Source organism: Helicobacter valdiviensis, assembly GCF_003245365.1.
GTDB classification, from domain to species: domain Bacteria; phylum Campylobacterota; class Campylobacteria; order Campylobacterales; family Helicobacteraceae; genus Helicobacter_D; species Helicobacter_D valdiviensis.
In genome coordinates this window covers 12,652-32,040 of record NZ_NBIU01000026.1, presented here as the reverse complement: position 1 = coordinate 32,040, position 19,389 = coordinate 12,652, and the positions used below count along the sequence as shown (strand labels likewise).

Annotated in this window: 16 protein-coding genes; 5 read left to right on the top strand and 11 right to left on the bottom strand. The window is 32.3% G+C overall.

What is annotated here, in order from left to right; translation table 11 throughout:
• Window positions 1-273: 273 nt before the first annotated feature.
• The 5 genes from B6S12_RS11490 to B6S12_RS08145 all read left to right on the top strand — a co-directional run bounded on the left by B6S12_RS11490 (window position 274) and on the right by B6S12_RS08145 (window position 5,934).
• Window positions 274-3,072, top strand: a complete 2,799-nt coding sequence (locus tag B6S12_RS11490; protein ID WP_245892619.1) for an autotransporter domain-containing protein — start codon at window positions 274-276, stop codon at window positions 3,070-3,072.
• 247 nt (window positions 3,073-3,319) lie between these two features.
• Window positions 3,320-4,546 carry a selenium metabolism membrane protein YedE/FdhT gene (gene yedE, locus B6S12_RS08160; RefSeq protein ID WP_111230307.1) on the top strand — a complete coding sequence of 409 codons (1,227 nt, stop codon included), beginning with the start codon at window positions 3,320-3,322 and terminating at the stop codon, window positions 4,544-4,546.
• Window positions 4,533-5,240 (top strand): hypothetical protein, encoded by a 708-nt coding sequence (locus tag B6S12_RS08155; RefSeq protein WP_111230306.1) that lies wholly within the window; start codon window positions 4,533-4,535, stop codon window positions 5,238-5,240. The genes yedE and B6S12_RS08155 overlap by 14 nt, the downstream gene beginning before the upstream one ends.
• Before the next feature lie 9 nt (window positions 5,241-5,249).
• Window positions 5,250-5,477 carry a sulfurtransferase-like selenium metabolism protein YedF gene (yedF, locus tag B6S12_RS08150; RefSeq protein WP_111230305.1) on the top strand — a complete coding sequence of 76 codons (228 nt, stop codon included), beginning with the start codon at window positions 5,250-5,252 and terminating at the stop codon, window positions 5,475-5,477.
• A 1-nt stretch (window position 5,478) separates the two neighbouring features.
• Window positions 5,479-5,934 (top strand): GNAT family N-acetyltransferase, encoded by a 456-nt coding sequence (locus tag B6S12_RS08145; RefSeq protein ID WP_220083645.1) that lies wholly within the window; start codon window positions 5,479-5,481, stop codon window positions 5,932-5,934.
• A 113-nt stretch (window positions 5,935-6,047) separates the two neighbouring features.
• On the opposite strand, the gene putP is transcribed toward B6S12_RS08145, so the two are convergent.
• From putP to B6S12_RS08090, 11 genes are all read right to left on the bottom strand, one after another.
• Window positions 6,048-7,529 carry a sodium/proline symporter PutP gene (gene putP, locus B6S12_RS08140; RefSeq protein WP_111230304.1) on the bottom strand — a complete coding sequence of 494 codons (1,482 nt, stop codon included), beginning with the start codon at window positions 7,527-7,529 and terminating at the stop codon, window positions 6,048-6,050.
• 11 nt (window positions 7,530-7,540) lie between these two features.
• Window positions 7,541-11,032 carry a proline dehydrogenase family protein gene (locus B6S12_RS08135; protein ID WP_111230303.1) on the bottom strand — a complete coding sequence of 1,164 codons (3,492 nt, stop codon included), beginning with the start codon at window positions 11,030-11,032 and terminating at the stop codon, window positions 7,541-7,543.
• Between the two features lie 178 nt (window positions 11,033-11,210).
• Complete coding sequence (locus B6S12_RS08130) at window positions 11,211-11,540, bottom strand: rhodanese-like domain-containing protein (protein WP_111230302.1); 330 nt, start codon at window positions 11,538-11,540, stop codon at window positions 11,211-11,213.
• 12 nt (window positions 11,541-11,552) lie between these two features.
• The gene (locus B6S12_RS08125) at window positions 11,553-12,716 is read right to left on the bottom strand and encodes an MFS transporter (protein WP_245892618.1); all 1,164 of its coding nucleotides are present in this window, start codon (window positions 12,714-12,716) and stop codon (window positions 11,553-11,555) included.
• A 143-nt stretch (window positions 12,717-12,859) separates the two neighbouring features.
• Window positions 12,860-14,302, bottom strand: a complete 1,443-nt coding sequence (locus B6S12_RS08120; protein WP_111230300.1) for a replicative DNA helicase — start codon at window positions 14,300-14,302, stop codon at window positions 12,860-12,862.
• The gene (locus tag B6S12_RS08115) at window positions 14,302-15,033 is read right to left on the bottom strand and encodes an EI24 domain-containing protein (protein ID WP_111230299.1); all 732 of its coding nucleotides are present in this window, start codon (window positions 15,031-15,033) and stop codon (window positions 14,302-14,304) included. Before B6S12_RS08115 ends, B6S12_RS08120 begins: the two co-directional genes overlap by 1 nt.
• Before the next feature lie 50 nt (window positions 15,034-15,083).
• Window positions 15,084-15,821 (bottom strand): SAM-dependent methyltransferase, encoded by a 738-nt coding sequence (locus tag B6S12_RS08110; protein ID WP_111230298.1) that lies wholly within the window; start codon window positions 15,819-15,821, stop codon window positions 15,084-15,086.
• The gene (locus tag B6S12_RS08105; RefSeq protein ID WP_111230297.1) at window positions 15,806-16,486 is read right to left on the bottom strand and encodes a pimeloyl-ACP methyl esterase BioG family protein; all 681 of its coding nucleotides are present in this window, start codon (window positions 16,484-16,486) and stop codon (window positions 15,806-15,808) included. The genes B6S12_RS08110 and B6S12_RS08105 overlap by 16 nt, the downstream gene beginning before the upstream one ends.
• Window positions 16,473-17,660: an aminotransferase class I/II-fold pyridoxal phosphate-dependent enzyme gene (locus B6S12_RS08100; RefSeq protein ID WP_111230296.1), complete on the bottom strand. Its 1,188-nt coding sequence runs from the start codon at window positions 17,658-17,660 to the stop codon at window positions 16,473-16,475. The genes B6S12_RS08105 and B6S12_RS08100 overlap by 14 nt, the downstream gene beginning before the upstream one ends.
• On the bottom strand, window positions 17,660-18,793 hold the full coding sequence (carA, locus tag B6S12_RS08095; RefSeq protein WP_181451012.1) for a glutamine-hydrolyzing carbamoyl-phosphate synthase small subunit: 1,134 nt from the start codon (window positions 18,791-18,793) through the stop codon (window positions 17,660-17,662). Before carA ends, B6S12_RS08100 begins: the two co-directional genes overlap by 1 nt.
• Window positions 18,793-19,344, bottom strand: a complete 552-nt coding sequence (locus B6S12_RS08090) for a DUF507 family protein (protein WP_111230294.1) — start codon at window positions 19,342-19,344, stop codon at window positions 18,793-18,795. The genes carA and B6S12_RS08090 overlap by 1 nt, the downstream gene beginning before the upstream one ends.
• Window positions 19,345-19,389: the final 45 nt, after the last annotated feature.

Here is a 19,389-nt window from a genome sequence, read left to right as displayed (position 1 = left end):
GGTGGGGAGGGGTAAAAAAGAACAGGCCATAAACACCCAAAAAAAAAATTTTTTGGGAAAAAAAGTTTCTTTTTTGAAAAAACCAAAAAAATTCCCCCCCCCCCCCCCGCCAATACAGTAAAACTACCTATAATACGAACTTTTAAGGACATTTTACATGAATTTTAAGATTTTTTATTTTTTATGATTTATTTTTATAAGTCATAATTAATTTTATAACCTATACTATGTAACTATCAATTCTATGATTGATATTAATTTTAAGGAGTAAAAATGACAAAATTATCCGTTATTGCAAGTCGTGCACTTGTGGGGCTTGCTTTTTTGAGTGTTGGTGTCAATGCTGCAACTATCAGCGACAAGACAAACTTTGATAAAAACTTTGAATCTGTCAAAAAAGATGGTAACTATACCACAAAAAAGGATGCAGAGCTTTTAAAAGCAGATTCTGAAATCAATTATGATTTTACAAAAGATTCCCTTGGAGTAAAAGATATTAAAATTGAAGGCTCTAAAGATCATACAATCACTATTAAAAAAGATGCAAATTTTGGAGGAGCAAAACTAATCAATATAGATAAAATTGATACAAGCTCTGCCTATGGATTTGAAATAAGCTCCAAAAGCACAATTATAGGCGATGGAGCCAACCAAACTTTACTGTTAGTAGGAAAAAACTCTAAAATTACAGGCTTAAGCAATACAGATTCTGCATTATTACTTAAAAGTCAAGCGGGATTGATAGTTTATGATTCAAAACTGGATGTTAATGGCAAAACTACACTAGAATCCAATTCGGGCGTTTTGGTAAATAATGGGCAACTCAATTTGAAAGATTTAGAATTAACCAATAAAGCAGAAATAGCTATCCACAAAAATGGAAAAATGAATGCTAATAACATCACTCTAACCAATGGAGGAGAATTTGAACTTAACAGTGGCTTTTTGACTACAACAGGAAATTTTACCGCTAAAGATTTAGAACTCATTTCAAAATATTCCAACATCTCTATTGGAAAAAACTTTACATTAAATAGCGGAGCCAATAGCATTACGCTTGCTAATAATACAATTAAGGTTAAAGGTAATGCAGATATTAAAAATACTAAATTTAGTCTAGAAGACACAAAAAATCTTGTGGGCAAATTTGATTTAGTCCAAGTAGGTGGCAAATTCACTTCAAATCCAATAGAACAAGGCTCAAATAATTCTATTGATAAAATCTCTTACTCTACAGATATTAAAGATTTACTCACCAATAAAAACTTGCTAGAAGCAGGCAAATATGAACTAAATATCTTTACAAAAGGTAGTGCTGGGGCAGATGTAGATGGCTCTGCTTTAACAACTGCTTTGGGACTTGATTACACACTTGCCCTTTCAAAAGATGGCAAAATTCTTTATGTCAATGGAGAAGCAAAAGGGCTTGACAAAAAAGAAATGCTAGAACTTTTAAAAAGCAAAGCAATTACAGAAAAAACTCTTGTAGATGCTGCCAAAATAAAAATTGATAATGCCAAAACAGAAGCAGATAAGGATAAGGGAGATAAAAATACTGCTTACATGCAAGCACAAAATATCACCAAAGATAAAGAAGTTGCATTTAATACAGCTCAAGATACTTACAACAAAAACAAAACTGAAGAAAATAAAAAAGCTTTGGAAGTAGCGCGAACTGCCCTAAATGAAGCCAAAAAAGCCGAATCTAGTGCCAAAGCTGAACTAAATACAGCCACAAACCTAGCAAATAACCTAGCCAATGCTTCTAAAGACTTAGAAAAAAGAAGCACAGCCCTAACAAATGTTGCCAATGAGACAAATATCAATAAACTTTTAGGCGCAATTATGGCTGGAGGCAATTCTCAAGTAGCTAACCACTCTATAAATTCATTAAAAAATAAAAATCAAACTTTAACAGCTGGGCTATTACTTGATTCTAATAATCTTGTAAGTATGTCAAATGCTATTAGCAATTCTGGAAATATCAACGAATCATATGGGATTTTAGACTCTATTGCAAGCACCAAGCACGATGCAGGCAAAATCCTAAGTGTAATTACCAATAATAATTTCTTTAAATCTACAAGAGATAATGCTAAAAATGTAGCTTCTAGTTCTAATGGATCAAGCTCTGCAATCAGTGCTGTAAATATCTCTAATGATATGGCTATTGGTGGAAGATTTGCAAAGTTTAACAATCCTTATTCTAAGACCTACTTTGCTTCTTTGGCGACAGATGCAAAATATGATTATTATGAAAGCTATAACAATAGCGTATGGGCAAATGTATTTGGAGGAGCAAATATTATTGATGGCAATAGTGGCGGAGTGTATGGAATTAGCATAGGTGCCGATAAAAATATTAATGAAAGTGTGCTTTTGGGTGCTTATTTCACTTATGCAGATGCAAGTTTGAAAGACAATAACTTAAAACAAGATTCTGATAATTTCCAACTAGGCTTGTATTCTCTCATCAAACTTCCTAACGATTTTGAAACAAACTTTAAAATCTTTGGACAAATTGGCAAAACCAATCAAGATATCCACACATACTTAGGCACAAACTCTTCAGATTTTAACAGAAGATTTTTTGGAATTTCTGCTAATGTAGGTAAGGTATTTAGCTTTAATGAGGGTCTGTTTGTAAAACCATTTGTGGGTGCAAACTACTACTATACCAAAACTCCTAGCTACTCAGAGAAAGGCACAATCCTAGCACAAAATGTGCATAAAAACACAAACAATTCTGCAAGTTTGGAACTAGGTGTGGAATTAAGAAAATATCTTAATAGCTCTTCTTATTTTTATGCCACTCCAAAGTTAGAACAATACATCATCAATAACGGAAACGATTATGTAGGAAGTTTTGTAGGCTCAAACACTACCTTTAAAATCGCAGGAGATGACAAGAAAAAGACTTATGGACAACTTCTCATAGGTGGCAATATGGATCTAAACAATGATTTAAGCTTAAATATTGGCGTAGGTGCTAAGCAAATCTTGGCAGGCAAAATAGATTCCAAAAATGAAACCTATCTAAGTGGAAATATCGGATTAAAATACAGGTTTTAATAATCTGCCCCCCTCTAAAAGAGGGCTTGTTTAATCTCCTTGTTTTTGGGGCTTTGCCCCCAAATTTTCATTAAATTTTTTATATTTTACCCTTTACATTCCCTCTCCTTGCAAACTTTTATCCTTATTTTAAATTTACACACCTCATCTTGGAGCCTAAAAATTTTTGACAAAATTTTTTAGAAAATATATAATTGCACTTTTTGTGTCAAGGTTTGACAAAATACATTAACATCAGGACTTTTTTATGCATTCTTTTAAACAAAAATATTTAATCAACTTTTGGGACAATTCCAAATCTTTAATAGCGCTTGGAATTTTAAGTGCGGTGTATTTTGGAATTTTTGGTGGCGTTTGGGCTGTAACTGGCGAAATGACGCGCTGGGGCGGTGAATTCTTAGAGCTTTTTGGAATGGATTTAGAAGGGTATTCTTATTATAAAATACAAAATTTAAGTGGAACTCCTCTAACAAGAAGCGATGGAGTTATGCTTATAGGTATGTTTATAGGAGCTATTGTTGCAGCACTTTGGGCAAATAAAGTAAAATTTCGCCTCCCTGCTAGCAAAATTAGAATCATCCAAGCTATAATAGGCGGACTTCTTTCTGGTTATGGTGCAAGATTGGCCTTTGGTTGTAATTTAGCAGACTTTTTTACAGGCTTACCCTATTTTTCTTTACACACTTGGCTTTTTACTATTTTTATGGTTTTTGGGATTTATCTAGCGGTAAAAGTTTGCAATCTCCCTCTTTTTAAACCCAAAGCCAAACTTATCCGCACTGATAAAGAAAACTGCTCTCTTATCAAACAGCAAGGCAGAGCAAGGCTTCATTTTGTTTTAGGCAGTGCAATTTTTATTGCATTTTTATTTTGGGTGGCTTATCTTCTAAGCACAAATGGCAATATCACTTTAGCAAACAAACAAAGCCTACTAGCCTTAGCACTCATTTTTGGCTTTACATTTGGCTTTATCATCGCACGCGGACAAATTTGCTTTACCTCTTGCTTTAGAGATTTATTTTTATTTGGCAGAGATAATGCTATAAAAGGTGCAATTCTTGGTATGGTAATTGCCTCCCTCATTGCTTTTGCTTTTATTTTGGGTGGAAACTCTAGCAAAGTGATTGAGCTAAGCCCTGCTGTAGCACTAGGAGCATTTTTATTTGGTTTTGGAATTGTATTTGCAGGAGGTTGTGAATGTGGTTGGACTTATAGAGCATGCGAGGGACAAAGCCATTTTATGATTGTGGGGGTTGCTAATATCCTAGGAACAATGATTTTGGCTTTAACTTATGATTTTTTACCCACCGCTTTTAAAAGTGGTGCTAAAATTAATCTTTTAACAGAATTTGGTAATTTAGGTGGCTTTAGCATTAATCTATTTCTTTTTGGATTAATGTTTGCTTTAGTCTTAATGTATAAAAGATATTTTTTTGCAAAATTTAACCAAAGGAAAAACTATGCAAATACATAAATTTATTTTACCTGCACTTTTTTTAGCCTCCTCTGCTTATGCAGATCTTTTTAGCGATTATCAAAGCGAAACTATCCTTGTATATCAAGGAAAAGAAAATGCAAAGAATATAGATGAAAAATATTGCAAGAAAGGTTTAATAGAAGCTTGTATCTCGCAAGCAAACTCTTTAGAAGAGCTTAATAGCTTTGAAAAGCAATACCAAAATGCCTGTCTAAACAAAGAAGCGAAAGCTTGTGATTATGAACTGCTTATTTTACACAATAAAATAGGAATTTTTACCAAAAATGCCATAAAGAACAAAGACGCAAAGGAGCTTCAAAAAGCTACTGCTCTTTATGATACAATGACAAATCTTCCTAATATCCGCCCCTCATTAAAAAGCAGTATTTACAAAGCTTATTATCTTCTAGCTTCCACAAATGAAAGTTTAAAAACCAAAGAAGACAAATCAGAAAGATTAAATTATGCTATAAATACAGCTAAACAAAGTATAGATTTTTATACCAAAGAGCAAAATAGCAATTTAAAATCTTTAGAACTTTATCAAGCCTACCATTTTTTAAGCAAATTAGGCGATAAAAATTTTCAAAAAGTCTTTGGCGATACTAAGGAGTTTAAAAACTTACAAGAAAATCACAAAACTTACTTAGAAAAAGAAACGCAATACCGCAATCAACTTTGGAATTTATAAGGAGAAATTATGAAAATAACTTATACACTCAATTTAGAAGGTGAGGCTTGTCCTTATCCTGCTATTGCTACTTTAGAAGCATTGCCTCAATTAAAAAGTGGAGAAATTTTAGAAGTGCTTTGTGATTGTCCCCAAAGCATTAATTCTATACCCCAAGATGCAAAAAACCATGGCTATAAAGTTTTAGAAATCAATCAAGATGGCCCAACACTTAGATTTTTAATCCAAAAACCTTAAAATGCTAGAAACAAAAAGGCTTATTTTAAGAAAATTTGAAACGAACGACACTAAAGCCTTATTTGAAATTCTAAGCGATAAAATTGTTAATCGCTTTTTGCCTTGGTTTGTATTTGAAAGTTTAGAACAAACAAAAACTTATTTAGAAAATTTTTATCTACAAACTAATCAAGATAAAGATTTTTATAGATACGCCATTTGCCTAAAAGAAGACAACAAGCCCATAGGCTATTTGCATTTTCACAATAATCATGATAATAACGATTTTGGATATGCTATCAAAAAGGAATTTTGGAATCAAGGCTTGATAAGCGAAGCTGCAAAAAAACTTATAGAAAAACTAAAAGAAGATAAAATCCCTTATATTAGTGCAACTCACGATGTAAAAAATATCGCAAGTGGTAAAGTTATGCGTAAGCTGAATATGTGTTATCAATATAGCTATGAAGAATTATGACAACCCAAAAACATCAAAGTTATTTTTAGGCTTTATCAGTTAAATTTAGATGAAAACAAAGAAAGAGTTTATAGAGGATATTTAGAAAAATATCCTCATTTTATAGAACAATTTTAAAGTTCTTTTAGCATTCTTTCATAAGCAGCTTTAGTTCCTGGGCGAACATTACTTAAAAGACTTACAATAATAATCATCAAAGAAGCCACTACAAACCCTGGAACAATCTCATAAAGAGGAAGTCCAAAAAACTCTGCTAAATATTTTTTCCAAAGCACAACCATTAAAGCCCCGCTAACCATTCCCGCAATTGCTCCAAGTCTTGTCATTCTGCTCCAAAATAAAGAAAATAGCATTACTGAACCAAAACTTGCTCCAAATCCTGCCCATGCATAAGCTACAATACTTAAAACGCTAGAATCTTTGTCTGTTGAAATCACAAAAGCAACCAATGCCACCAATAAAACCCCAATTCTTCCCAAATTCATAACAGTCTTATTAGAAGCTTCTTTATTAAAAATCCTTTTATAAAAATCTTCTGCAATAGTAGAGCTTGAAACAAGAAGTTGAGAACTTGCTGTGCTCATAATAGCAGCCAAAATTGCAGAGAGTAAAATACCTGCTATCCAAGGATTAAATAAAAGTTGCGACATCACAATAAAAATCTTTTCAGGATCTTGCAAACTTAGCTCAAATTTATACACATAAGCAATTCCCAAAATCCCTATAAAACAAGCACCCACCAAAGAAACTACCATCCACGAAATTCCCACAAATGTGGCTGTGGGAATATCTTTAGTGGAGCGAATAGACATAAAACGCACTAAAATATGTGGTTGCCCAAAATATCCTAAGCCCCAAGCAAGTGCCGAGATAATACTTAAAGCCCCTATGCCCTCACCCATAGATAAAGCTTGTGGCTTTATCTCTTTTACTATACTCATTGCCTCACTAAATCCACCTAAATGATAAAGCATTACAATAGGAACAATAATTAATGCACCCATCATCAAAAGTCCTTGAAGCATATCTGTCCAACAAACTGCCTTATATCCACCCAAAAAAGTATAGGCTACGATAATAAGAGTCCCTGTGGTAAGTGCATAATCATATCTTATGCCAAAAGTTGCTTCAAAAAGTTTTGCTCCACCTACAAGCCCTGATGAAACATAAAAGGTAAAAAATATCAAAATTACAATCGCACAAACTACGCGCAAAATATGTTTATCATCATCAAATCTTGTTTCAAAATAATCAGGTATTGTAATTGAATCTGCAATCACACTTGTATAAATCCTAAGTCTTTTTGCCACAAAGCTCCAATTTAGCAAAGCTCCAATGCTAAGCCCTATGGCAATATAGCTCTCAATAAATCCACTTGCATATAAAGCACCTGGTAATCCCATTAAAAGCCAACCACTCATATCAGAAGCTCCCGCACTAAGTGCAGAAACCACAGGACCTAAAGATCGCCCACCTAAAAAATAATCTTCTGTGCTTTTATTTTGTCTATAAAAATAAAAACCAATAGATAGCATTAAAAGAGAATAAGCTACAAACATAATCGCAATAGGGGTATTAATTGTTACTACTTCCATGTTACTCCTTATTAATTAGTATTGATGGCTCTAATGCCTAAATTTCCATAGCGATGGAAAGATATACTTAGAGATTTTTCATTAAAATAATTTAAAAGCTCAAAACGACCATTTAACAATGGCTTATCCCTTAGGATAATCTTAGCATGGCTTGCTGCTTCTTTATAGATTGCATCTTCCATGCTAGGATTTGCTAAATAGCGGATTCTTTCATAATCTTTAATCTTTTTGATGAAATCTCCCTCACTTTCGCACTCAAAGGATACTTTAGTGCCAATTTTTTGGGAGATTTCTTTAACTTCTTCTATATTTTTATATGTTTCATAGCTAATTGTTAGATCTACTTTAGCAATATTTGCTCCTAAAATTACGCCTAAAATATCTTCTAAATTTTCATTTCCACAAAGTCTAAATGCCATATCTTTAATAGGCGTATAAGAGAAAAGATTATCCTCCCCACGGATATTTACATAATCTTTGGCCTTGCTAAATTCATTATTGTAATGATAAGTGTAAGATTTTGCCATTTTAATGGCTTTTGCAATAGCCTCTCTGTTTTGGTTTATTGTTTCTAACTTTTTAGCAAAATCACTCTGTTTTAAATTCTCATCACACTCATTTTGTTCAATAATTAAAAATTGTGTGATGTAATTATAAATTCCCACTTTTCTACCATTTCCAATGGCTGATTTTTTAATCCCACCAAAAGGCTGACGAAGCACGATAGCACCGGTGGTTGGCTTATTGATATAAATATTTCCTGCTTCTATATGAGTGTGAAAATACTCCCACTCTCTTTCGTCTAAACTTTCAAATCCTGCTGTTAAGCCATAACCTGTGGAATTTACAATCTCAATGGCTTCTTTTAAATCTTTAGCTTTCATTACACTTAAAATCGGCACAAAAAGTTCATTCATATGTGTAAAATCGCCTTTCTTAGTGCCATATTTTATCCCTGGTGTCATCAAATAAGGATTGTCATTTAAAAATTTAGGTTTTAAAGCCCATTCTTCATAAGGGGCTAATTCATTTAATGCTTTTTGCACTTTAGCACTTGGTTTATCTGCTAAGGTGCCTAGTTTATTTTTAAAATCATATGGATTTCCTACCGACATAGATTCTGCAGCATCGACTAAAGTCTTTTTAAATTCTTCATCTTCATAAACTTCTTCTTCTAAAACAAGCAAAGAAGTAGCCGAACATTTTTGACCGCTATTGCTAAAAGCAGAATGAATGATATTTTTAATCGCACTATCACGATCTGCAAATTTAGAAACAATCGTAGCATTTTTACCGCCTGTTTCAGCGCTTAAAAGCAAGGTAGGGTTAGATTTTAGCATAGCATAAGCCGTATCTTCACCGCCTGTAAGAATAGAAAATTTAACTGCCTGATCAACAAGCAAATACTTAGAAATATCGCTTCCTTTTGCAGGCAAGAAAATCAAAGCGTCTTTACTAATGCCCGCATCCCAAAAACACTTACAAAGCATATAACCTGTTAAGGTTGAAAGTGAAGAAGGCTTATAAATCACCACATTTCCAGCAGCTAGTGGTGCTGCTATGGTTCCAACTGAAATTCCTATAGGGAAATTCCAAGGAGCTATGGTTACACCTATGCCTTTAGGGCTAAATTTGGTATTTTTATTTTGTTCTCTTAAAACCTTTAAAGAATGCGGATAAAATTCAGTAAAATCAATCGCTTCGCTTACTTCAGGATCAATTTCTAAAAATGTTTTTCCCACTTCTAAAGCAGCTAAGCCTATCAAATCCCCGCGGCGTTCTCTCATTAAATTTGCAGCCCTAGCTAAAATAGCGTGAATTTCATCAAAACTTTTAGTTTTAAAATCCGAATTTTTGGCTACTTCAAGTGCTTTTTTGATTTCATTTTCCCCTGCTAAATAAGCTTTTCCTATCATTCTATCTTTGATTTTATCTTTAACTTCTATATGATTTAAAGCATTTTTATCAAATTTCAAATCCCCAATCACAGGCATTACATCATAGTTTTCTAAATTTTCGTATTTTGCTCTTATATCTTTAGCCCATGCTCTATTTTGTGCTAGGATAAAATCCGTATCGCTTTCATTTTTAAACACTCCGCTTTCATACGCACTTACTGCATTTGGGGCTTTATTTCTATCTTGGGTGCGGTGTGTGCTATTATCTAGAGTTTTAATGCCTTCTATTGATTTTAAGAAAAGCTCTTTTTGTGTATTCCAATTACTATCCCCAACTTTTAGATTGAAAAAATATCTCATAAAATTATCTTCGCTTGTATTTTCATCAAGGCGTCTTACAAGATAGGCGATCGCATTATTAAAATGTGCCTCATCGCAAACTGGTGCATAAAGTATAAGATCATGCATTTTAGACAATTCATAAGAACACTGCAAACTCATACCTTCAAGCATTTCAAAAGTAAAAGAATTTAACGCTCCTGCTTGCTCAATGCGTGTATAAGCATAAGCGATTTCAAAGATATTGTGACTTGCAATTCCTATGTTAATGTATTTATAATTATCATCACTTAATACAAAATCAAGCATTTTATTATAATTACTATCTGTATCTATTTTTTTATAAAAAGTAGGAAGTTCCCAACCCCTTTGAGATGCTATGGTTTCTTCACTCTCCATATTTGCACCCTTTACAAAGCGGATTTTAATAGGCTTCATTCCCTTTAAAACTCTTTCTTTTGAAAACGCAAAAAGCTTTTTGAGATATTCATAAGAATCAGGTATATAAGCTTGTAAAACAATACCCGCTTTTATATCAAATTTCGCTACACTTTCCATAAAAGCAGCAACGGTTAATTCCAAATCTCTAAATTCTTCCATATCAAGATTGATAAATTTACTCACACCTTGCTTTTTTTCTTCTTCTAAAGCTATTTTATAAAGATGATCTAGTCTTTTAACCACCTCATCTTTAGAATATTCAAAATCAATAATATTAATTTGCGAAAAAATAGTCGTAATCTTAATAGAAATATAAGTAATATAGTTAGATTTTAAAGCTTCTTCGTATTTTTGAATGCGGTATTTACTTTCCGCTTCCCCTAAAACCTCTTCACCAATTAAATTCACATTTAAAGTGATTTTATCTTCTTCTTTTCTTTTACGCATATGAGGCTCTAAAATACTAGGATTAGCATCTAAAACCATAGCTTTAGTATCTTCTCTTAAGTGTTTTACAAAAAAGGGCACACTTAGACTTGGTGCAAATTTGCCAAAATTTAAAAAACTAAAAAGTAAGAATTTTTCAAATGCACTAAAGAAATCCGCTATACCATATTTATTTAAAGTATGCTCTATAAGCTCAAAACTAGCACTTTTATCTTTACATCTAAAAGAACGATCTAAAAGCTCTATAAGCATCACTTTATTTTGCGGATTATTAAGTAATTTTTGCATTTTAGCGTGGAATTCTTTTTCATTAGCAGAAATATTTGCTTCTATTTTACCTTGCAACTCTTCAGCCAAGGCCAAAGCTTTTTGTATCATTATAATTCTCCTTAAACTTAAAGTCTTATTTAATAATACAAAAAAATTTTAAGAATTTAAATATTTTTTTACCATTTGCTTTTAAAAATTCTAAAAAAATGTAACGCTAATAAACAAAATGTGCAACATTTATATTTTATAAATTTGAAAAACTAATATTATAAATCACTAATATCTCCTAGAATTCCTCTCCTAGACAATCACTAATTTCCTCATCTAAAAAATAAATATTTGTATATCCTTCATCCACTAAAGAACTTCCTATTAAAGATACAGTATGTCCTGAATAACAATTTAATAAGATTTTTTTATCCTTATTTTCATTTATAATTTTATAAAACTCTTCTTGAGTGGTTATATTTTTAGCATTTTTTAAATGCCCTTGCAAATAATTTTCTTCCTCTCTTATGTCAATAAGCAACCAAGTAGAATCCTCTACAATATCCTTTAAATCCTCTTTAAATACAGCCTTAGCCAAACTTTTATGTCTTTTTCCATAATATTCCATAATTTTTCCTTTTTAATGATAATGCGATCCGATATAATAAGATATTGGCGATAAACAAAGTAAAAACAATCCTGCAGCCATAAAAAGATAAGTAATATCAAACTCCCTTACAAAAGGCTGTGAGAGCAAAGGAGAGACAAATTGCCCAAAATAAATTACTGCACTTAAAATCCCCAAAGTCTTTGCACGGTGTTTTGGATTTGTATTGGCAATGAGTGTAGAAATATTATTAACAATAATAGGTCCTCCACCAATTCCAAACAAAACAAGTGCCAAAAGCACCATATAAAAACTATGAAAGTAAAAGATCAATAAAAATCCCACCCCCATTAACAAAAATCCAACACCATAAATTAAAGCTATACTAAAAAACTTTCGCAATCTCTGATAAGAAAGCGAAGCAAGTCCATAAAAGATAGCTGAAGCAGACATTCCCACACCCACATAAACTTCTTTTATTTCAAGATTATATATCATAAAAGAAGGAATTTGCGTAGGAGAAATATAATAGGTAACCATTACAAAAAAGCCTAAAAAATAAATAGGCACTAAAGGTAAAATTTTAAACTCTCCATCTTCATAGTCTTCTAAAGAGTTTTGCGCTCTTATAGGCTCAAAAAGCAATTTTGCTGCAAGCAATGCAATCAACACACCAAGTGCATACACAACAAAAGGATACCTCCAGCCAAAATGTGCCAAGAATCCGCCAATAACCATAAAAGTAGCACTTCCACATGCAGTAGCAAAACCTTGCAAGCTAAGCGCTCTTTGTCTATCTTCTCCTGCATAATAGTCTGCTACCAACGCACTAGCCGCCGTCATTACAAATGCTGTGGCTATGCCAAACATCGCCCTTGTAAATAAAATCCAATAAATATTATCCCACAAAGCCCCCAAAGCACCAAAAATACTCCACGCATACATTGCAGGGATTAAAAATTTAATCCTCCCAAATTTATCCAATAAAAATCCACTAAGAGGAGAGAAAAGCATCACAAACAAAGCAGGAAGCGTAAGAATAAGCCGTGATAATAAATCAATATTTGGGATAGATTGGGGTAAAAAATGCATCTCTAATGCCGGTATTGCAGGTGCTATTACAATACTACCAAGCACAGTCATAGAAGTGCTAGCAAAAAGAGCAAATTGAAAAGTTTTTGTCTTTGTTATTTCCATATACATACCTAAATTTCATTGTGCTTTTTTGATTGTATTCTTTAAAAGCTTAGTGAAAGTTTATTTAATCTATAAATTTGCCTCGCTAAAATTCTCTAAATACTCCCACATAATGATAATTTTTGACCCAAAATAACCAAAACTTAAATCATAGGTGCATCAATATTTGGCTCACTAGGTGGAATAAACTCTGTTTGCGTATGAGAAGCAGTGTTTTCATAAATAATCTCCACTGCACCAATATTGCTTTGTGCATCTACAAAGCGTGTGCAATGCTTATGGAATGTAAGCTTGATAGTTCCTGTAGGACCATTTCTTTGCTTTCCAATAATAATTTCTGCATCTTCTTCATCCTTAGCTATATAAGTGCTTTTATACTCCTTACCCTCTTTTTTAGCAGCTTCTTCTTTTTCTTTCTCGTCCTTTTGCTTATAAACAGCATCTCTATAAACAAACAAAATAATATCCGCATCTTGTTCAATAGATCCCGATTCTCTTAAATCTGAAAGCATAGGACGCCTATCACTTCTAGATTCTAGGCTTCTATTTAGCTGTGAAAGTGCTATAATAGGTATTTCAAGCTCCCTTGCTATCATTTTAAGCCCACGGCTTATCTCACTTACTTCTTGATGTCTATCTTTATTATTTGCACTGCTCATAAGCTGTAAATAATCAATGATAGCTAGTTCAATTTCTGGATGTTTGGATTTTATTTTTCTTAGCTTTGTGCGTAATTGATGGATTGTTAAAATACTATTATCATCTACAAAAAGTGAGCTTCTCCCCATTTCTTCAGCTGCTTTACTTAGATTTTGCCACTCCTCATCTGTGAGATTTCCCAAGCGTAAATGCTGTAAAGCGATGGAGGTTTTGGCTGATAGCATTCTTAGCATTAGCTGTTCTGCTGGCATTTCAAGACTAAAAAATGCCACTCCCTTGCCACAATCAAGTGCTTTTTGTGCCATATTTAAAACAAGTGTGGTTTTCCCCATAGCAGGACGCGCTGCTACAATGATTAAATCTCCTTTGCCAAAACCTGTTGTTTTATCATTTAAGGAGGGAAAGCCCGTATCCACACCTATAAGCGTGGAGTTCCCCATTTGCTTCATTTTTTCAATATGTGCTAAGGTTGCACCCACCACTTCTTGCGATTCTCTAAATTCTCTATTTTCATGCACATTTGTAATGCCATAAAGCTCACTTTGCAAAACATCAATGATTTCTTTAACTTCAGTGTCTTCTTCGTTGCTTGCTTCATTGATTTTTAAAGCTAGAGTATGCAATTTTCTTTTTGTAGAATTGTCTTTAATCTCTTTTGTATAGGCTTTTGTATTAGAAATAGGACTTGTGCTTAAAATATTTAACAAATCCTCTTCGCTAAATGGACGCGATTTTGAAGACTTTTTGCTAATAAATTCCTCATCAATAGGCAAATCAAGCCTTCTTAATTCAAGCATTGCATAAAAAATATTTTTATGTGCTATATAACCAAAATCCTCGGGCTCTAAGACATCAGAAACCTCATCTAAAAGCTCTGGATCAAACAAAATAGAACTAAGGAGTGCGCGTTCAATTTGTAAATTCATTATTCACCCTTACTTTTAACATCAAAAAAGAAATGCGAAAGCCCAAGCAAAGCATAAAAAGGAATAAAAAAGTTTAATAAGGGAATAAGGCTTAAAGCATATAAAGATATGGTAAGTTTTCTTAAGTCTTTTTTACTATTCTCTTGAGCCACTTTTAAATGGTTTTTACTAAATATCATATCCCCAACATCTGCAATAAGCGTCTTTTTAAAAAGCCAATAATTAGGAAAAAGAACCACAAATGCTCCCACAAATGGAATAAAATACAAAGGAATTAAAAGCACCAAAAAGAAAAAATACAACAAATAAGTTTTGATTAAAAAAAGCACCACACCAAAAGAGCTTTGATTGCCCTCCATAGTCACTTGTGAATAATAAGTCCTATGGACAAATTTCACAACTTTTTCAGCCAAAAATGCACAAATTATAAGATTACTAAGCATGGATAGCAAGAAAAATACCACCACAAACAAAATAAAAAGAGTGATTTTAATCACAAAATCCATAACACCCTGAAGCCAAGAAAACCAACTTCCCTCCAACATTAACTCCACTTTGGAAGCTTCAAAAAGTGAGCTAAAAGCACTAGGAGCAAAAAAATAAAAAATAACTGCCCAAAAAAGAAAACTAAGCACCAAAGGCAAAAAGGAAAGTTTTAGCATATACGGATTAAAAAAATCCTTGCTAGATTGTCGCAAGATTTTAGCAGTGGGAATCAAATTTTGTATCATTAAAACTCCTAGTTAAATAAGAGAATTTTAGAATTTTTTTACTTAAAAAGTTATCTTTTTTGTGCCAAGATACAAAGAGCTTCATAGCTCAAAGTATTGCAAAAAGTATTTTCTAGCTCCAAAAGATGTTTTTTGCCTAGATGAAACTTAGAGTTTAAAGAATTTACCCCACTTAACTTCAAATGTCTAAAAGCCAAAAGAGGACTTTGGAATGTAAGCTTATGGCTAAAAGGCGCAATCTCTAAAATCTGCCAATTTTTACTTAAAATATTTTTATAATCTTGCAAAGATAAATACTCCAAACCCACACCACAAACCTTTCTAATCTCTTCTAAATTACCTTTGCTAAAAACACCAAAACACAAATAGCTATCCTTTGGTGCTACCAGAGCAAGATTTGCAAAAAAAGTTTTTTGAGAAACCCATTGCAAAGTCGCATTAGAAATTAGCATTTGGATATTTTTAGTTTGATAAATATTTTTTATTAAATCTTGATTTTCAATATCCTCACAAATAAACTCTATTCTTAAACCCTTAAAATCCTCACTAAAATCTACCAAATCTAAAGCTACAAAATTCTCAACCTCTATATATTCTTGAAGTTTTTTAGAAAAAATTCCCCTCCCACAACCAAGCTCTAAAAGGGAAGAAGTTTTATCAATCTTATGCTTTTTTAAAAGCTCCAAAAGTATATCTTGCAAACAAGCTTGTATGGGAGTGTTATCCTCATAGCTTTCTTTTGCGCTCCAAAAGGCGGTTTTTAGATTTTCTTTTAAAAAATCTCGCATAAAAGTTTCCTATCAAAAAATGTAAAATGCGAAGCTTCCAAAAAAGAAATTTTAAAATTCGGATTTTTTGTTATTTGATTTGCATAATTTTCCCAAAAAGAAATTTGAGCTTTAGGAGGAAAAATCAAATCATTTTTAGAAACTATCGCACTGTCCCAAAAAGCATAAATTTCACATTCTAAACTATAATTTTCTAGCAAATTTTCTAGCTCTTTTTTTAGCAAATCCTCCTCTGCAAATTGAAAATTTTTAGCCTTTTTTAAAGAGTTCCCAAAAAGAGATTTTTTGAAGCTTGATAATTGAAAATTTTTAGCCGTAAATGAGAAAATTTTATAAGGAATTCCAAAACTATTATTTATCCCATAAGGAGTTCCATTTATAGATATTATTTTAGAAATTTTAAAAGATAAATTTTTATTTAAAATGAGAAATTTATTTGCTACCCAAATCCCCATAGAAAAAGCAAGTAAAATTATCTCTTTTTTCTCTTTTAAAAGAGTGTTTAATTTTAAAAAAATTTCATCAAAATCCAAACTTGTATAATCATAAACTAAAACAAAATTTTTCTCCCCAAAAAAGTCTTCAAAATGGCTAGGATGAGAAGCAAAACCACCAAATAATAAAAAAATTTCTTTATTATCTTTAATATTGTCATAAATTTTCATTATTTAATTTCCTTAAAACTTTGGCAAAATTCACCAAATCCTCTTTTGGAATATCTGCTGTAAGCGAAAGCCTAAGAGATTCTCTACCTTTGGGAACTGTGGGAGATTTAATCGCGGGGATAAAATAGCCCTCCTCTTCAAGCAACTTTTGATATGCAATTGCCCTTGCATTACCCCCCAAAACAATGCTAAGAATATTATAAGAGCCTAAAATCTTTTTAGGAAAAATTTCTAAAAGCTCTTTTTTGAGCAAAAATGAATTTTGTGCCAACTGCTCTCTTTTACACTCTAAATCTATAAGCTTCAAAAATCCAAAATAACTCATCGCCACACAAAGAGGGGGAATGGCTGTGGAATATATAAAGCTTCTTGCAAAATTTAAAAAATACTCTTTAAAACTCTGATTGCTTAGCACACAAGCCCCTACACTCCCCAAAGCTTTACCAAAAGTTAGCACTAAAAAATCCACTTCTTTTAAAAGCTCTAAATTTCCTTCCCCATAAGCCACTCCATATCCATTCTTTCCAAAGCTTCCTATACTATGAGCTTCATCAAGATAAATATAAACATTTTGGTATTGTTTTTTTAAAAAAACCATTTCTTTTAAAGGGGCAAAATCCCCCTCCATACTAAAAAGCCCCTCACTTAAAATCACTATACCTTCATATTTTTGATAATTATCTTCTAAAAGTTCTTTTAATTTTTCTATATCATTATGCAAAAAGCGTTTGAATGCAACTTTTTTAAAAGATTTTAGTCCATCTATATGACTTGCATGGATAGACTTATCCGCCAAAAACAAAAGATTTCCAAGACTAGCCAAGCTTGAAATTGTTCCTATATTTGCATGGTATCCACTATTAAACAAAAGTGCTTTTTTATGATAAATTCTCTCTAAAAATTCTTCAAAAATTTCAAAAATTTCAAAATTCCCACTAAGACTTCTAGAAGAAGAGGCACTAAAATATAAATTTTTCTTATAAATTTCAGAATCTAAAAACTCTTGTTTAAATTCTTGATTGCTTGAGAGATTTAAATAATCATTAGAAGCAAGATTTAAAAGCTTTTTGCCATTTTTATACACAAAAAGCCCATCATGTTTTATACCATACAAAGAGCGTAAATTAGAACTCTCCTTTAGCTTTTCTAAAGCAAGTTTTGCTAAATGCTCCATTAAAGAGTTTCTAAAAACTTTCTAAACTCTCCAAAAAGCTCATTAGACTCTAAAGGTCCTGGACCTGCTTCTGGGTGGTGCTGGTAAGAGATAATAGGAGAATCTTTATAAACAACTCCTTCAATCGTGCCATCAAAAAGATTTCTATGGGTTATTTTTGCGATTTCTTCTATATTTTCTGGAACAGAATAGTTATGGTTTTGTGCAGTGATTTCTATTCTTTGTGTAAGAAGATTTTTTACTGGGTGATTGCCACCATGGTGTCCAAATTTTAGCTTATAAGTATCATATCCATGAGCTAAAGATAATAACTGGTGTCCTAAACAAATTGCAAAAATAGGGATTTTTTTATCCACCAATTTTTTAATTTCTGCAATTTCTTTTGTTAAAACTTTAGGATCTCCTGGCCCATTAGACAAAAAGATTCCATCAAACTCTTTATTCTCATATCTTTGGATTAGTAAATCTGCACTAAAACTATGCGGAAGAACCTCAACGCTAAAGCCTGCATTTACAAGTTGGTTTAAAATACTCCTTTTAATCCCAAAATCTATGGCAATGATTTTCTTATCTGTTTTAGGTATAGAATAATCCATGCTCGCAAAATCAAACTTGCCAAAATTATGAGTATAAGGCTCTTGTGTGCTAACCTCTTGTATATAATTAATCTCTTCAATGCGTTTGGAGCTTTTAAGTTTTTGAGCCAGTTCCTCTTTGCTTAGTTTTTGACTAGAGGCTATCATCATCATAGCACCCTCTTTACGCAAAGTTTGCGTAAGAAATCTTGTATCTATTTCACAAATTCCCATAATATTTTGCGCCTTTAAAAACTCTCCCAAAGACTGCTCGGAACGAAAATTTGAAAATCTATCATTATAATGATGACACAAAATACCCTTACAAAAAGCCTTTTTGCCTTCCATATCTTTAGAGTTTGTCCCCACAATCCCAATTTCTGGCATTGTAAAACAAATAAATTGCCCTGCATAGCTAGGATCTGTAATAATCTCTTGATACCCACTCATAGAAGTGTTAAAAACAAGCTCTCCTACAAAAATCCCACTCGCCCCAAAGCTCTTTGCCTCAAAATACATTCCATTTTCTAAATAAATAAAAGCAGGTTGTAAATCCATTATAGAAAACCTCTCTTTCTTAATTCTTCTTGATAAAGCTTGTCAAAAATCAGCTCATATTCCTCACTACCAAATACAATTTTACGCTTATAATTACTAATTTTTTCACTAATGATTTCTTCAATTTCATTATAAGCTTTCACATAGCCATCAATTGCTTTAAAAATCACATTTTTAACGCGTGTTTCAGATACTGCAAAATCTATCAAATCTTCATCAATTAATTCATTTAAAATCTTATGAGAAAGTGCATTATATCTATCTTCCCATGCAAGATTAAAATCATTTTCTTGTGCGATATGCTTTTTTACTTTCCAAAAAAGCTGGTGCTCATCTGCTTGCATAAATTCAATTTCATCAAGATTTTCTTCAATAATTTCTCTTGCTTTTTCTTCAATTCTTAGCTCTTCTTCTAAGTCTTTTACCAAGAGTTCTTGTGCTATCTTACTCACTCCATCTAATCCATGCAAAATGCTAACAAATCCACAAGAGGATAAATCTAATGCTATTTTGTTTCCAATATAGGGTGCGTGCGGGATTTTTAGCTTCATCTGTATCAAACCTTATAATTTTTTCTTTATTTGTCTATTATTTTA

Coding starts and splice junctions, on each gene's coding strand:
- B6S12_RS11490 (WP_245892619.1), top strand. CDS start 274: ATGACAAAATTATCCGTTATTGCAAGTCGTGCACTTGTGGGGCTTGCT.
- yedE (WP_111230307.1), top strand. CDS start 3,320: ATGCATTCTTTTAAACAAAAATATTTAATCAACTTTTGGGACAATTCC.
- B6S12_RS08155 (WP_111230306.1), top strand. CDS start 4,533: ATGCAAATACATAAATTTATTTTACCTGCACTTTTTTTAGCCTCCTCT.
- yedF (WP_111230305.1), top strand. CDS start 5,250: ATGAAAATAACTTATACACTCAATTTAGAAGGTGAGGCTTGTCCTTAT.
- B6S12_RS08145 (WP_220083645.1), top strand. CDS start 5,479: ATGCTAGAAACAAAAAGGCTTATTTTAAGAAAATTTGAAACGAACGAC.
- putP (WP_111230304.1), bottom strand. CDS start 7,529: ATGGAAGTAGTAACAATTAATACCCCTATTGCGATTATGTTTGTAGCT.
- B6S12_RS08135 (WP_111230303.1), bottom strand. CDS start 11,032: ATGATACAAAAAGCTTTGGCCTTGGCTGAAGAGTTGCAAGGTAAAATA.
- B6S12_RS08130 (WP_111230302.1), bottom strand. CDS start 11,540: ATGGAATATTATGGAAAAAGACATAAAAGTTTGGCTAAGGCTGTATTT.
- B6S12_RS08125 (WP_245892618.1), bottom strand. CDS start 12,716: ATGGAAATAACAAAGACAAAAACTTTTCAATTTGCTCTTTTTGCTAGC.
- B6S12_RS08120 (WP_111230300.1), bottom strand. CDS start 14,302: ATGAATTTACAAATTGAACGCGCACTCCTTAGTTCTATTTTGTTTGAT.
- B6S12_RS08115 (WP_111230299.1), bottom strand. CDS start 15,033: ATGATACAAAATTTGATTCCCACTGCTAAAATCTTGCGACAATCTAGC.
- B6S12_RS08110 (WP_111230298.1), bottom strand. CDS start 15,821: ATGCGAGATTTTTTAAAAGAAAATCTAAAAACCGCCTTTTGGAGCGCA.
- B6S12_RS08105 (WP_111230297.1), bottom strand. CDS start 16,486: ATGAAAATTTATGACAATATTAAAGATAATAAAGAAATTTTTTTATTA.
- B6S12_RS08100 (WP_111230296.1), bottom strand. CDS start 17,660: ATGGAGCATTTAGCAAAACTTGCTTTAGAAAAGCTAAAGGAGAGTTCT.
- carA (WP_181451012.1), bottom strand. CDS start 18,793: ATGGATTTACAACCTGCTTTTATTTATTTAGAAAATGGAATGTATTTT.
- B6S12_RS08090 (WP_111230294.1), bottom strand. CDS start 19,344: ATGAAGCTAAAAATCCCGCACGCACCCTATATTGGAAACAAAATAGCA.